At 45.2% G+C, this 14,704-nt stretch carries 15 protein-coding genes; all 15 read left to right on the top strand.

The annotated features are described in order from the left end of the window. The 15 genes from fliQ (at position 1) to AC0L6N_RS13345 (ending at position 14,680) form a co-directional block, all read left to right on the top strand. Positions 1 to 270 (top strand): flagellar biosynthesis protein FliQ, encoded by a 270-nt coding sequence (gene fliQ, locus AC0L6N_RS13415; protein ID WP_006993711.1) that lies wholly within the window; start codon positions 1 to 3, stop codon positions 268 to 270. Between the two features lies 1 nt (position 271). After that, positions 272 to 1,051, top strand: coding sequence for a flagellar biosynthetic protein FliR (gene fliR, locus AC0L6N_RS13410; protein ID WP_011575784.1), 780 nt, complete (start codon positions 272 to 274; stop codon positions 1,049 to 1,051). Between the two features lie 12 nt (positions 1,052 to 1,063). Then, positions 1,064 to 2,188 carry a flagellar biosynthesis protein FlhB gene (gene flhB / locus AC0L6N_RS13405; RefSeq protein ID WP_011575783.1) on the top strand — a complete coding sequence of 375 codons (1,125 nt, stop codon included), beginning with the start codon at positions 1,064 to 1,066 and terminating at the stop codon, positions 2,186 to 2,188. 121 nt (positions 2,189 to 2,309) lie between these two features. Continuing rightward, positions 2,310 to 4,412, top strand: a complete 2,103-nt coding sequence (gene flhA, locus AC0L6N_RS13400) for a flagellar biosynthesis protein FlhA (protein WP_473475161.1) — start codon at positions 2,310 to 2,312, stop codon at positions 4,410 to 4,412. Between the two features lie 34 nt (positions 4,413 to 4,446). Next, a complete protein-coding gene (gene flhF, locus AC0L6N_RS13395; RefSeq protein ID WP_473475159.1) occupies positions 4,447 to 5,778 on the top strand; it encodes a flagellar biosynthesis protein FlhF in 1,332 nt (443 codons plus the stop codon). After that, positions 5,775 to 6,641, top strand: a complete 867-nt coding sequence (locus tag AC0L6N_RS13390) for a MinD/ParA family protein (protein WP_011575780.1) — start codon at positions 5,775 to 5,777, stop codon at positions 6,639 to 6,641. Before flhF ends, AC0L6N_RS13390 begins: the two co-directional genes overlap by 4 nt. Beyond that, the gene (locus tag AC0L6N_RS13385) at positions 6,638 to 7,366 is read left to right on the top strand and encodes an RNA polymerase sigma factor FliA (RefSeq protein WP_006993705.1); all 729 of its coding nucleotides are present in this window, start codon (positions 6,638 to 6,640) and stop codon (positions 7,364 to 7,366) included. The genes AC0L6N_RS13390 and AC0L6N_RS13385 overlap by 4 nt, the downstream gene beginning before the upstream one ends. A gap of 47 nt (positions 7,367 to 7,413) precedes the next feature. Next, positions 7,414 to 7,797, top strand: coding sequence for a chemotaxis response regulator CheY (cheY, locus tag AC0L6N_RS13380; RefSeq protein ID WP_011575779.1), 384 nt, complete (start codon positions 7,414 to 7,416; stop codon positions 7,795 to 7,797). A gap of 31 nt (positions 7,798 to 7,828) precedes the next feature. After that, positions 7,829 to 8,572 carry a protein phosphatase CheZ gene (locus AC0L6N_RS13375; RefSeq protein ID WP_473475156.1) on the top strand — a complete coding sequence of 248 codons (744 nt, stop codon included), beginning with the start codon at positions 7,829 to 7,831 and terminating at the stop codon, positions 8,570 to 8,572. Between the two features lie 12 nt (positions 8,573 to 8,584). Then, entirely contained in the window at positions 8,585 to 10,849 is a 2,265-nt protein-coding gene (locus tag AC0L6N_RS13370; RefSeq protein ID WP_473475154.1) for a chemotaxis protein CheA, read from the top strand. A gap of 24 nt (positions 10,850 to 10,873) precedes the next feature. Continuing rightward, on the top strand, positions 10,874 to 12,013 hold the full coding sequence (locus AC0L6N_RS13365; RefSeq protein WP_011575776.1) for a protein-glutamate methylesterase/protein-glutamine glutaminase: 1,140 nt from the start codon (positions 10,874 to 10,876) through the stop codon (positions 12,011 to 12,013). A 68-nt stretch (positions 12,014 to 12,081) separates the two neighbouring features. Beyond that, on the top strand, positions 12,082 to 12,861 hold the full coding sequence (locus AC0L6N_RS13360) for a ParA family protein (RefSeq protein ID WP_473475153.1): 780 nt from the start codon (positions 12,082 to 12,084) through the stop codon (positions 12,859 to 12,861). Continuing rightward, the gene (locus AC0L6N_RS13355) at positions 12,858 to 13,721 is read left to right on the top strand and encodes a chemotaxis protein CheW (protein ID WP_473475151.1); all 864 of its coding nucleotides are present in this window, start codon (positions 12,858 to 12,860) and stop codon (positions 13,719 to 13,721) included. Before AC0L6N_RS13360 ends, AC0L6N_RS13355 begins: the two co-directional genes overlap by 4 nt. Before the next feature lie 23 nt (positions 13,722 to 13,744). Beyond that, a complete protein-coding gene (locus tag AC0L6N_RS13350; protein ID WP_011575773.1) occupies positions 13,745 to 14,239 on the top strand; it encodes a chemotaxis protein CheW in 495 nt (164 codons plus the stop codon). 36 nt (positions 14,240 to 14,275) lie between these two features. Next, entirely contained in the window at positions 14,276 to 14,680 is a 405-nt protein-coding gene (locus tag AC0L6N_RS13345; protein WP_473475149.1) for a DUF2802 domain-containing protein, read from the top strand. Positions 14,681 to 14,704 lie beyond the last annotated feature (24 nt).

Below are 14,704 nucleotides of genomic sequence, written 5' to 3'. Positions count from 1 at the left end.
ATGGCACCAGAGGTCTTTGTTGACATATTGAAAGAAGCCTTGAACATGGTCATTTTGTTGGTGTCAGCCATCATCTTACCTAGCTTGTTTGTGGGGTTAATCGTCGCAGTATTTCAAGCCGCCACATCCATAAACGAACAAACAATGAGCTTTCTACCGCGCTTGATTGTCACTTTATTAGCCCTTAGCTGGGGTGGACATTGGCTAGTTCAGCAGTTAATGGACTTCACCTTCACTATGGTAGAGCGTATTCCGGAAGTGGTGGGTTAGCATGGCGTTTTCCGCCGACATTATCACTCAGTTCATGGGTGACATGTTACTGCCATTCATGCGTATATCGGGCATGTTGGCGACCATGGTTGGCTTGAGTGCGAAAACAGTTCCCACTACTGTACGCGCTTTATTGACGCTGTTTATTACTTTCATTATTTTGCCTGTTATACCACCTGTGCCGGTTGTAGAAATACTCTCAGTAAGTACTTTCGTGTTGGTGATCCAGCAACTTATTATCGGTATTTCCCTGGGGTTTATCTCAACCATGGTGCTGAATACCTTTGTATTGGCAGGGCAAGTCGTGGCGATGCAGACAGGGCTTGGATTTGCTTCCATCGTCGACCCGGTCAATGGCATCAATGTACCCGCGGTAGGTCAGTTCTACTTAATTCTAGCGACTTTGCTCTTTTGGGCGCTAGATGGCCATTTAGCCATGATCCGTATGGTGGTGATGAGCTTTACTGCATTTCCAGTAGGAGAAGCGTGGCTTCAGCCAGAGCAATTTAGAGAAATCGCCCATTGGGCTGGTTGGATGTTTATTTCCGCCGTGACCTTGTCTTTAGCGCCGATTGTATCTTTATTGATTGTTAACTTGGCGTTCGGTGTTATGACCAAGGCGGCGCCGCAATTGAACATTTTTAGTCTGGGTTTCAGTATCGCGCAAATCATGGGTTTGGTGATTATCTGGATCACCATGGATAATTTCACTTATCACTTTGAAGTACAGTGGGATAGAGCTCAGCAAATGATGTGTCAGCTTGTTAGAGTTTGTCCTTAAAGGAGGCGGTTTATGTCTGACGCTAATGAAAAAACAGAAGACCCCACATCCAAAAAGATCACCGACTCCAGAAAAAAGGGCCAAGTCGCGCGATCCAAAGAACTCTCGACGGCCCTTGTTTTAGTCTTTAGCGCTGCTGCGTTCATCATGATGGGAGGGCAAATTGCCAAGGCGATTTACCTAGTTACTCAGCGCACATTTACTCTATCGCGTGATGAAACCTATGACTTTACGCATATGTTTCAAGCATGGGGCTCAGCGATCGAAACAGTCGCTACGCCCGTTATGCTGTACATGGTCATCATTACCGCTGCGGGCATTTACGGCAATATTGCGCTTGGTGGCTACAATTTCACCTGGCAGGGTGCGGCACCTAAAGCCAATAAGCTCAATCCGCTCGCTGGCTTTAAGCGTATGTTTGGTATGAATGGTTTAGTTGAATTGCTTAAAGCGATAGCCAAAGTGATAGTGGTGATGGGCATGGCTTATGTCGCTATGTTGGTATTTAAGGATGAAGCTTTACACCTTGATTTAGAGCTGTATCCACAAAACTTATTTCATGCCATGGACTTAATATCATGGGCATTTCTCATGATGTGCTGTGCACTTATTCCTATCGCGGCGTTTGATGTGCCGTATCAAAGTTACAAGCACAACAAAGAAATGAAAATGTCGAAACAGGAAGTGAAAGACGAAAACAAAAACGCTGAAGGTGACCCACAGGTTAAAAACCGTATTCGTCGATTACAATTTCAAGCTGCTGCAAACCGTATGATGCAAGAAGTACCTACGGCCGATGTGGTGGTAACGAACCCGACGCATTATTCCATCGCCTTGAAATATGACCAACAAGGCACCCGAGCACCCGTGCTCGTTGCCAAAGGGGTCGATGAAATGGCGATGCATATACGTAAAATAGCCGACGCACATGAAGTGCCTATTGTCGCATCGCCCATGTTGGCTCGAGCGATTTATTACTCTACTGAAGTGGAGTCTGAGATCCCGGCTAAGCTATTCATGGCCGTGGCGCAAATTTTGGCTTATGTCTTTCAACTAAAAGCCTACAAAAATGGCAAGGGAAAACGTCCTAAGTCAGTACCCACAAACCTTCCTATCCCTTACGAATTGAGGCGCTAAAGTCTCACCAGCCTGCGGTTAGACTAAAGATTAATGCATGGCGTAGGGGTGTTTTACCTCATTTGGCGCGGTAGTTGCTTTATGAAGTAAAACGTCCGTCAGGTGTCAAAAAATACGCGCTATGCAACTAACAGCTTATCTTAATCGTTTCGACAAAAATCAATTTCAGTCTGTTATGTCTGGACTTGGTGCGCCTCTTGTATTGTTGGCCATCATGGGAATGGTTATTTTACCCATGCCAGCGTTTCTTCTCGACGTGCTGTTTAGCTTTAATATTGCTTTATCACTGGTCATTATCTTAGTGTCTGTTTTCACTAAGAAGCCCGTCGACTTCGGAATTTTCCCACTCGTTCTACTAATTGCCACTGTACTGCGCTTAGCCTTGAATGTGGCATCAACACGGATTGTTTTGCTGGAAGGGCACGAAGGCGGTGATGCGGCGGGGAAAGTGATCCAAGCATTTGGCGAAGTGGTTATTGGTGGTAACTACGCTGTGGGTATTGTGGTATTTGCCATTCTGTTGATTATTAACTTTAAAGTGGTGACCGCAGGTGCTGGACGTATCTCAGAAGTGAGCGCACGCTTTACGTTAGATGCAATGCCAGGTAAGCAAATGGCCATTGATGCTGATTTAAACGCAGGTTTTATCGACCAAGATGAAGCCCGTAAACGCCGGTTTGAAGTGACCAGTGAAGCCGACTTCTATGGCTCAATGGACGGTGCGTCTAAATTCGTAAAAGGGGATGCGGTTGCAGGGTTATTCATTATGCTGATCAACATAGTGGGCGGTTTATTCATTGGCATTTTTCAACACGACTTAGCCTTCGGGCAAGCCGTCGAGATTTATACATTGCTAACCATAGGTGATGGCCTAGTTGCACAAATTCCTTCGTTATTGTTGTCTGTAGCGACGGCGATAATCGTCACTCGTGAAAACGACTCTCAAGAAATGGGTCAAGAACTCACTCGTCAATTAGGTAATCGCCAAGCCTTATACATCACCAGTGGTATTTTGTTTGTCATGGGTATAGTGCCGGGCATGCCGCATGTGGCTTTCTTGGGGTTTAGTGCGTTAGTGGGCGGATATGCTTATTACCAGCACTGGAGCGAAAAGAAATTGGCCTCACAGCCGGAAGTATTGGCGCCTGAAAAAGAACGTGGCGCACCAAAACCTGCTGAAATCAAAGAACTAGGTTGGGATGACGTGCAACACGTTGACACCATTGGTTTAGAAGTAGGTTACCGCTTGATCCCGCTGGTAGATAAATCACAAGGCGGCGAGTTATTGACACGTATTAAAGGGGTTCGTAAGAAGTTGTCTCAAGAGCTTGGCTTTCTTATTCCCCCAGTTCATATTCGCGATAATTTAGATTTAAGTCCTAACAATTACACCATATCCATGTTGGGGGTCTCTGTTGGCGAAGCCGAAATCAGCCACGACGACGAACTGGCGATTAACCCAGGTCAGGTATTTGGCAAATTAGACGGAACCGTTACAAAAGATCCTGCATTTGGCTTAGATGCCGTTTGGATCCGCTCGAACCAACGTGAGCATGCACAAACGTTAGGTTACACCGTTGTGGATAGCGCCACGGTTGTCGCGACTCACCTAAGTCAACTTCTGACTAATAATGCCTATCAACTACTTGGTCATGAAGAGGTTCAGCAATTGCTGGACATGCTTGCCAAGCAAAGCCCTAAATTAGTCGAAGGTTTAGTGCCTGATATTTTGTCACTTAGTACCGTGGTTAAAGTGCTGCAAACGCTATTGTACGAAGGCGTGCCTATCCGTGATTTACGCACCATTGTACAAACCTTGTGTGAATATGGACCTAAGAGTCAAGATCCTGATGTATTAGTGTCGGCGCTGCGTATCTCGCTTAAGCGCCTAATCATTCAAGAGATCAATGGCGGACAAGCTGAGTTACCAGTCATAACTTTGGCGCCAGAGTTGGAACAGATGTTGCACCAGTCATTACAAGCCGGTGGAGGGGATGGCGCAGGAATAGAACCTGGTTTAGCTGAACGTTTACAAAAGTCACTAAATGATGCTTCTCAACAGCAAGAATTAGCGGGCGAACCTGCGGTGTTACTTACTTCAGGTATGTTGCGCCCTGTGTTATCAAGGTTCTTGAAACACGCAGTACAAGGTTTGCATGTGTTGTCATATCAAGAAATTCCAGATGACAAACAAATTAAAATAGTCAGTGCGGTGGGTCAATAGTCCGTCACCAGATGCAAGTAGCAAGGGGTAAATTGTGAAAATTAGACGCTTTTATGGCAAAGACATGCGCGAAGCTTTGAAACAAGTCAAAGACGAGTTAGGCGATGACGCAGTCATCATGTCCAACAAAAAGCTAAGCAATGGTGTGGAAATTGTCGCTGCATATGACAAAGAGCCAGCTGCAAGCCCTAAGCGCGCCGAGTCCAGTTTGACGTCTGCACCGAAGCCCAGAGCAGAATCCACTCCTACCCTCAGTGAAATCATCGGTGACAGCGGACCGGATAGCCTTAGAGCATTGCTTGAAAAACAAATTCAAGCAAAAGAGTCAGCTCATCAATTGAGTCAGCCTGTTGCTCAGCCTGCAAAGCCTCAAAATGTAACAAGTCAGCCGCAACGCCAAACGCAGGCGCAACCAGAAGTACCCAACGTACCGCATCAGCAAGACGCATTAAATGAAATGCGTCAAGAGCTAGCCTCTTTGCGTAATGTGCTTCAGTTCCAAGTGGCTGGTCTTTTGCAACAAGACAAAGGACGAAACCATCCTTTACACGGCTATTTAACCAACAAGTTACAAAAGATGGGTATCAGTGAAGCTCTGGCCAATGAAGTGGTTTCTTATACCCCGGCAGATACTGATGAGCGTCAGGCTTGGTTGTTTTTATTAAAACTGCTGGCTAATCGCATACAAACTGAAGAAAGTAACTTACTGACCAAAGGCGGCATCGCAGTTTTAATGGGCCCTACTGGGACGGGAAAGACAACGACTGTGGCAAAACTTGCCGCACAAGCTGCGCAAAAATACGGTGCTCAAAACGTCGGCTTGATCACCATTGACAGCTATCGAATCGCTGCTTACGAGCAAATTTCTACCTATGCCAGAATTATTGGTTGCTCGGTGAAAAAAGCGCAGAACGCTGAAGAGTTATCAGATCTGTTATTCCAGTTTAGGAATAAGCGACTTATACTTATTGATACTGCAGGGTTTGGGCAAAGAGATGTTAGACTGATCAAGCAGTTAGAAACGTTGAAGCAGAGTACAACGGCGAATATCAGCAGTTATTTGGTCATGCAAGCCAACAGTCAATATCAAGTTATGCAGCAAACCATTGCTGCTTACAAACAGATTTCTTTACAGGGTTGTATTTTCACCAAAATAGATGAATGCTACAGTCTTGGAGAGGCAATTAGTGCGGCCATCGAGCACAAATTGTCCGTGAGCTTTATTACCGATGGCCAAAAGGTTCCGGAAGACTTGAAAGTGGCAGATGCAAAATTTTTAATAACCAGCGCCGCTAAGCTTTATAAAAAGCACGTATTAATTCATACTAGTGGTAACTCACTAAATAACGCAGCAGTGGCAGTATGATTGAGGACCAAGCGAGTAGCTTAAGAAGAATGAATCAATCTCGATTAATTAAAGTGATCGCCGTTACCGGTGGTAAGGGCGGCGTGGGTAAAACCAACGTCACGTTAAATACCGCGATCTCTATGGCCCAGCAGGGTAAGAGAGTCATGGTATTAGACGCAGATTTAGGCTTAGCCAACGTGGATGTGTTACTTGGCTTACGTGTGGTGAAAAACCTTTCACATGTATTGTCAGGGGAATGCACTCTAGACGAAGTCCTTGTTGAAGGTCCCCACGGGATTAAAATTGCGCCAGCAACCTCTGGCAGTCAGTCAATGACTGAACTCACTCCAACCGAACATGCCGGCTTAATTAGAGCATTCAGTGAGCTGCGCTCGCAGATTGACGTATTAATCGTTGATACTGCGGCAGGTATTTCAGATATGGTTTTAAGTTTTTCACGTGCCTCGCAAGATATTCTAGTGGTAGTGTGTGATGAACCTACATCTCTCACAGATGCCTATGCATTGATCAAAATTTTGAATAAAGAGCACGGTGTTTTTCGTTTTAAAATTGTCGCCAATATGGTGCGCAATATGCGAGAAGGACAAGAGCTGTTCAATAAGTTAACAAAAGTCACCGACCGCTTTTTAGACGTGGCCTTGGAACTAGTCGCCACAGTACCGTTTGATGAAAATATTCGTAAGTCGGTTCGTAAGCAAAAAGCGATTGTTGAAGCATATCCAACTTCGCCAGCGGCTATCGCTATTAAAAAGCTAGCTCAACAGGCAGCAGGTTGGCCAGTGCCGTCTCAGCCAGGAGGGCATTTAGAGTTCTTCCTTGAGCAGTTGGTGGCCAAAAAAGCCGTGGGCGATATTCGGTGAACAGTAAGGCCGCTGCGTATCAGCAGTTAGATGACAGAAATGCACTGGTGGAGCGTCATGCTCCATTGGTAAAGCGCATTGCTCATCATCTTATTGCCCGCCTACCCGCCAGCGTATTGGTCGACGATCTCATTCAAGCCGGTATGATTGGTTTACTTGAAGCGTCTCGTAACTTCGATGGCACCAAAGGTGCGAGTTTTGAGACCTTTGCAGGTATTCGAATTCGCGGCTCTATGCTTGACGAAATTCGAAAAGGTGATTGGACACCACGCTCTGTGCATAAAAATGGCCGTGCGATAACGGATGCCATTAATAAAGTTGAGCGTGAGACAGGCCGTGACGCCAGAGATGTAGATATAGCCAAAAAACTTGAAGTGAGCATTGAGCAATATCACCAAATGCTCGGTGAAGTGAATGCAGGTAAAATTATTGGCATGGAAGATTTAGGGGTATCGGAAGATGTGGTGACAACAGAGCAAACTAAAGGCTCTGATACTCCGTTTGAAGATTTGCTCCAAGGCTCTTTTCAAAAAGCCTTAGCCCATGCCATTACAACCTTACCTGAGCGTGAAGCAATTGTATTATCATTGTACTATGACGAAGAATTGAATCTACGTGAAATAGGTGAAGTTCTAGACGTGAGTGAATCACGTGTTAGCCAAATACACAGCCAAGCTATGCTAAAACTAAAAAGTAAAATGCAGACTTGGCGTATTGAAGAATAAACAAATAACATATAAATGTTTTGATTTTGCCTCGAGCGGAGAAAGTTTTGGATAAGAATATGAAAATTTTGGTTGTTGATGATTTTTCGACAATGCGTCGCATCATCAAGAACCTATTGAAAGATCTAGGTTTTACTAATATTCAAGAAGCGGATGATGGCAGTACCGCATTGCCTATGCTTCAACAAGGTGATTTTGATTTTGTAGTGACTGACTGGAACATGCCAGGCATGCAAGGAATTGATTTATTGCGGGCAATCCGTGCTGATGAAAACCTTAAACACACACCAGTGTTAATGGTAACGGCAGAAGCCAAAAAAGAACAAATTGTAGCGGCGGCGCAGGCTGGTGTTAATGGGTATGTTATCAAACCATTTACTGCTGCGACCCTTAAAGAGAAGTTGGCCAAGATATTTGAACGCTTAGGTTAGTCAGGCTTTTCTCAACGATAAGGAAGGCCTTATGACCTCACATCCAGCCCCCATGAAGCTAGAAGATGCAAAGCAATTAGTCGCTTTACTTGAAAGTGGTAACAATCAAGGCGCTCAGCAGCTTCTCGATAGTGTCAATGACACCAATTCTGTCGAACTGTTCGAAGAGGTGGGTAAATTAACTCGCCAACTTCATGATTCTTTGAATAACTTTCAACTCGATGAACGTATTGCTAATTTAGCGAATGAAGAGATCCCTGACGCTAAAACACGGCTCACGTATGTTATTGAAACCACTGAGCAAGCCGCGAATCGCACGATGGACTTAGTCGATGATTGCATGCCCATTGCCGAAAAGCTCAATTCTGAAATGAACGAAATCATTCCTGAGTGGAAGAAGCTTTTTAATCGTCAGTTAGAGCTGGGCGAATTCAATGCCCTGTGCAGGCGCCTCGACACGTTTTTAGAAGAGGGGAAGGACGAGTCTGGAAAATTAAACGCATTATTAACCGAGATGCTACTAGCTCAAGGCTATCAGGACATCACAGGGCAAATTATTCGCCGGGTCATTGAACTAGTTAAAGAAGTAGAAGACAGCCTAGTGCATATGTTAACGATGTTCGGTGGATCAGAGTCAACGGAAATTCCTCATATATCTGATAAACAAGCCGATAGTGTTAAAGCGGAAGGCCCAATTCTCGATGCAGCTAACCGTGATGACGTCGCATCTAATCAAGATGATGTTGATGATTTACTGTCAAGTTTAGGATTTTAGAGGCGTTACAATATGGGGTTTGATGTTGACGAGGAGATCCTTCAGGATTTTTTAGTAGAAGCGGGTGAAATACTAGAGCAGCTTCAAGAACAGCTGGTTGAGTTGGAAAATAATCCGCAAGATTCGGATTTACTGAATGCGATTTTCAGAGGCTACCATACGGTTAAAGGTGGCGCGGGCTTTCTTTCGTTAACCGAATTAGTCGATATTTGTCACGGCGCTGAAAACGTATTCGATGTCATGCGTAATGGCCAACGTTCATTAACGCCAGAGTTAATGGATATTATTCTTCAAGCAACCGACGAAGTCGTCGCCATGTTTGAAGATGTAAAATCGAACAAACCCTTGGTAGCAGCAGAGCAATCGTTATTAGATACATTGCATCGCCTGAGTAAGCCAGAGGCGCAAGACCAAGTTGCTGCGCCTCCAATTATCGAAACTCCAGTAATCGAGGCGCCCAGTGAAGCGGCATCTCAGCCTAAAACAAATTCGGATGACTTTGACGAATCCGAGTTTGAGGCCTTGCTTGATGAACTTCACGGTGAAGGTAATCCCGTTGGAGGAGCATCGCAATCACCATCAAATAAGCCGCCACAATCCACAGAGTCTTCCAGTGGCGCTGATATGAGTAGTGATGGTGACGATATTAGTGACGATGAGTTTGAAGCGTTACTCGATCAGCTCCATGGAGAAGGGCAGTTTGGCGGCTCTCAAGACGCTCCCTCTGAATCGACTGACGCGCCCGTAGCAAGCACAAATTCTGAATCAGAAGATATCAGTGATGATGAATTCGAAGCGTTACTCGATCAGCTCCATGGTAAAGGGCAAGGGCCTGTTACCAAAAAAGAAGCTAACGGAGAAACAAGTAAAGCGCCAAACACTCCAGTAACGTCGGCAGTATCTGATAACACGCCGTCGCAATCCGCAAGTGAAAAAGCCACTGATAAAAGTAACGACACTAAGTCGAGTGCGCCCAGCATTGCCTCTAGCCAAGCCAATATACCTGCCAAAAGCCCTGGGGCGGCGGACAAGTCGGCTGTTTCTAAGCGTGAGGAAAAGCGTCCCGCAGCACCACAGCCGGAAACGACGGTTAGGGTGGATACTAAGCGCTTAGACCAAATCATGAATATGGTAGGTGAGTTGGTATTAGTGCGTAACAGGTTGCTTAGTTTAGGTTTATCCGTCAACGACGAAAGTATGTCAAAAGCGATTGCTAATTTAGACGTGGTCACCGGCGATTTGCAAGGCGCCGTGATGAAAACGCGCATGCAGCCCATCAAAAAAGTGTTTGGGCGTTTTCCTCGAGTCGTGCGTGACTTAGCGCGCACCTTGAAGAAAGAAATTACCCTTGAACTAGAGGGTGAAGAAACAGATTTAGACAAAAATTTAGTCGAGGCCCTTGCTGATCCTTTGGTGCATCTAGTACGAAATTCAGTGGATCATGGTATAGAAATGCCAGCGGATCGGGTCGCAGCGGGCAAGCCATCTTTAGGTACGGTAAAGCTATCAGCTTCTCAAGAAGGTGATCATATTTTGCTGAGCATAGTCGATGACGGTAAAGGCATGGACCCTGATAAGCTTAAAGAAATAGCTATTTCTCGAGGCGTATTAGATGCTGATGCCGCGGCTCGAATGACAGATGAAGAAGCATTCAATTTAATTTTCGCTCCGGGTTTCTCGACCAAAACTGAAATATCCGAAGTGTCAGGCCGCGGCGTTGGTATGGACGTGGTGAAAACCAAAATTAACCAGCTAAATGGTACGGTCAATATCGATTCTGTGCTGGGCAAAGGCACCACGCTAGAAATTAAAGTGCCACTGACTTTGGCAATATTACCGACTCTTATGATAGTGGTTGGCGATCAAACCTTCGCATTACCATTAGGCTCGGTAAACGAAATTATCAACATGGATATGAGTAAAACCAATACAGTTGATGGCCAATTAACAAAAATCGTTCGTTCCAAAGCGATCCCATTATTCTATTTACGCGAGTGGTTAGTACGCAAAAATGCTAAGCCAATCCCGCTAGATCGCGCTAAGGGACATGTTGTTGTCGTGCAAATTGGTACCCAGCAACTCGGTTTTGTGGTTGATGCGCTCATCGGTCAAGAAGAAGTGGTGATTAAGCCATTAGATGAATTGCTACAAGGTACTCCTGGCATGGCTGGCGCAACGATTACCAGTGATGGTGGGATTGCGTTGATCCTAGATGTTCCAGGCCTACTAAAGCATTATGCTAAGAAAAAAGCCGATGCCATTCGACAAGCGCGTTAAACACGAGGTTTTTACAAAATACACATGGCATACAAGATATTAGTTGTTGATGATTCGATTTTTTTTAGGCGCCGTGTAAAAGAAATTCTAGAGCAAGACCCCAGTTTACAAGTCATAGGTGAGGCCAGAAATGGTCAAGAAGCAATTGAGATGGTCGCTACGCTTAATCCTGATGTAGTCACTATGGACGTGGAGATGCCTATCATGGATGGGATCACTGCCGTCAAAAAAATAATGGCCCGTAAACCCGTCCCCATCATTATGTTTTCTTCATTGACACTTCAAGGTGCTAAAGCCACCTTGGACGCACTGGACTCAGGCGCAATGGACTTCTTACCCAAGAAGTTCGAAGATATCGCGGCAAATCGTCAAGATGCCGTTGCGCTTTTGCAATCTCGGGTCAAAAGCTTGTGTAGAAAGCAACACGGACTGCGCCCCGCTTCTGTGCGTGTGGCCCCTCCTAAAGCGATTTTGTTCAATAAGCCGGTTAGTCGAAATCCTGCTAAACGCTCAGTGCAAGCGACCAGTAGTATTCCGTTGGGAGCCCCACTTTATCATTCTTCGTCCAGTGGTATTCCGTCGGGTAAAAAGTATCGCTGCTTAGCGATTGGCACGTCCACAGGCGGGCCGGTTGCTCTACAAAAAGTGCTCACAGCTGTCCCAAAGAATTTTCCTTATCCTATCTTTATTGTGCAACACATGCCGGGCTCCTTTACTAAGGCATTTGCAGAGCGACTGAATCAGTTGTCGCAATTGACTGTAAAAGAAGCGATGAACGGTGAAGAAGTTAAAGCAGGCGTCGCGTATTTAGCACCTGGTGGCCGTCAAATGACCGTTCAGGGCGATAGTCAACGTGTTTCTTTTCGAATTTATGATGCACCAGACAGTGCCGATATACTGTATAAGCCCTGCGTTGATATTACGTTTGCGTCAATTGCGCATGTATATCACGGTGATGTCTTAGGGGTCATACTCACAGGGATGGGCTCTGACGGAAAACTTGGCGCCAGCAAGCTAAAAAGTAAAGGTGCAAAAATTTGGGTGCAGGATGAGCTAAGCTCAGTAGTATATGGCATGCCACAAGCTGTAATGAATGCAGGTATCGCTGAAAAAGAGTTTTCTATAGATGCGTTTGAAAGCCATATTTTAAAAGAGATGGCGTAGAAACTGACGTATTTTGACACTTTCGATAGAGAGTTAAAAAAACAGCAGGCGACTGAAAGGTATTTATCGTGAAAGTATGGACAGTAGCAAACCAAAAAGGGGGCGTTGGTAAAACTACGACAACAGTCACCCTAGGTGGTTTGCTTGCGCAGCGTGGAGCAAAGGTCGTCCTAATCGATACCGATCCCCATGCGTCCTTAAGTTACTATTTTGGTATTGACTCTGACGAATTATCACGCAGTTTATACGATATTTTTATTCACGAAGGGCCTTTAGACAAAGACGCTGTTTTAGATTGCTTATGCCCAACTAAACTTGACTCGCTGTTCATCTTGCCTGCTAGCATGGCGCTAGCCACATTAGATCGCAAGCTAGGGAATCAAAGTGGCATGGGGTTAACCCTTAAAAAAGCGCTCGGGTTGATCGAAGATGAGTTCGAGTACGCGTTAATTGATTGCCCGCCTGTGTTAGGTGTACTCATGGTCAATGCGTTGGCTGCGTCTACCCGAGTGATTATTCCAGTTCAAACCGAATTTTTAGCGCTCAAGGGGTTAGAGCGAATGCTTGGCTCGTTGCACATTATGCAGCAGTCATTACGTAAGGAGTTTCGCTATACCATAGTGCCGACCATGTTTGATAAACGCGTAAAAGCGGCAATAGGCGCCTATCACACATTACGGGAAACCCATGGTGATAACGTTTGGCAGGGATTAATTCCCATCGATACTAAGTTTAGAGACGCCAGTTCAAACCACGCGTTACCTTCAATTCACGCGCCTAAAGCACGAGGCGTGGCAGCGTACACAAGTTTGTTGCGTCATTTACGTTTGTTAGGGGCTGCGAAATGAATGCTAAACCGCCAGGCAAAAAAAGCGTAATGGAAGAATATCTGTCTTCTTTACTTACCGAAGATGTTGAGCAAGATGGGCCACTCACCGAAGAGATTGAGCAAAACGCGTCGTTGCAGCATGTCAGTCAGTTGCTCGACTCTGCCTCAGTGTTGCATACAGAACTGACTAGTTCAGTCTCCAGTGAAGTTGTGCTTGAGCCTGCAAAAATTGATAGCGATAACGTGCTGGCTAAACGTATCGACGAGCAACCTGCTAGCGATGAAGCATTTGAACACAGTCTAAAGGACGCCGAACTTCCCAGCCAAGTCCAACACGAGAGCGTGACGGTCAGCACGGTAGATAATGACGGTGCCGTTAATAAGCAAAGCCAAAACGCGGATAACCCTGTAGCTAAAGATACAGGTATTTATCATGAAGCATTTCAGGCACTTATATTCGAAGTGGCCGGGTTGTCTCTGGCACTGCCACTTACCGAGCTTGGCGGGATCCACCAGTTAGCTGATGTTACGCCTATTTTTGGTAAACCGAACTGGTTTAAAGGTGTGATGCTTCATCGTGATGAAAAAATGAAAGTTGTCGACACTGCAATGTGGGTTATGCCTGAAAAATGTAATGAAAAGCTGGCGGATTCAGCTAAAAATCAATATCTTATCATGCTAGATAGCAGCGGTTGGGGTTTGGCGTGTGAGCGTATTATTGACACCATCACCTTACAAGCTGAAGATGTTAAGTGGCGCAAGTTTGACGGAAAGCGCACTTGGCTTAGCGGTATGGTAAAGAAAAAGATGTGTGCCTTGGTAAACGTGAAACAATTAATTTCACTTTTGCAGCAGGGTATGAATAGTAAAGACAACTAGCAATTGCTGCTGGAGTATTAAAAATGAGTGATGACAAAACATCAAATAACGTACCATCTGATCGAAACGATGAAGTCTTGCAGTGGGTAACATATAAGCTAGGGGAAGAAACCTATGGCATCAATGTTATGCAGGTTCAAGAAGTATTACGTCACACCGAGATTGCCCCTGTTCCTGGCGCTCCAGATTACGTATTAGGTATCATAAACTTACGAGGTAATGTGGTAACGGTTATCGATACTCGTGCGCGCTTTGGCTTGGAGCCAACAGATTTAACGGACAACACACGTATCGTCATTATTGAGTCTGACGAGCAAGTAGTGGGCATTTTAGTAGACAGTGTTGCTGAGGTTGTTTATTTGCGCTCATCAGAAATAGACAGCGCGCCTAATGTAGGTACAGAAGAAAGTGCCAAATTTATTCAAGGTGTGAGCAATCGAGAAGGTGAGTTACTTATTTTAGTCGATCTGAATAAACTCTTAAGTGATGAAGAGTGGGAAGAGTTAACCAATATTTAATGCTCTGTTTCGTTATTAACTGATTTGGACGCAATTGTGGAAATAAGCCATCTGATTTACGTGGTTATTGTGGTCGCCATTTTATTATTTATCGGTGCTTTCGCCGTTTTGGCGAAACGTATTGCTTTATTGCAGCGTCAGAATGAGTGGCAACAAGAATCGTTGAGCGAACTACAAGAGCAATTGCTTGCTAACCAACAAGAGTTGCAGGAAGTGCGCGTGGGCAGCATTGGCATGGGAGACAAAATAAAAGCACTGGTTGCTACGGTAAGACAAACCGCTAGCCAACAAGAGGAACTCGCTAGTCAGGATCCCCAAAGTCGCCTGTACCAACAAGCGGCTAAATTGGTGGCCAGTGGTTACTCAGTTGAAGATTTGATGCACGAATGTGATATGCCAAAAGCTGAAGCTGAACTAATCTACAATCTACACAAACGCTAAAATTCAACTGAGCAAGTTACGCTG

Source organism: Paraglaciecola sp. G1-13 (assembly GCF_055809255.1).
The sequence above is the reverse complement of the archived record's forward strand: the minus strand, read 5'-3'. Positions and strand labels throughout refer to the sequence as shown.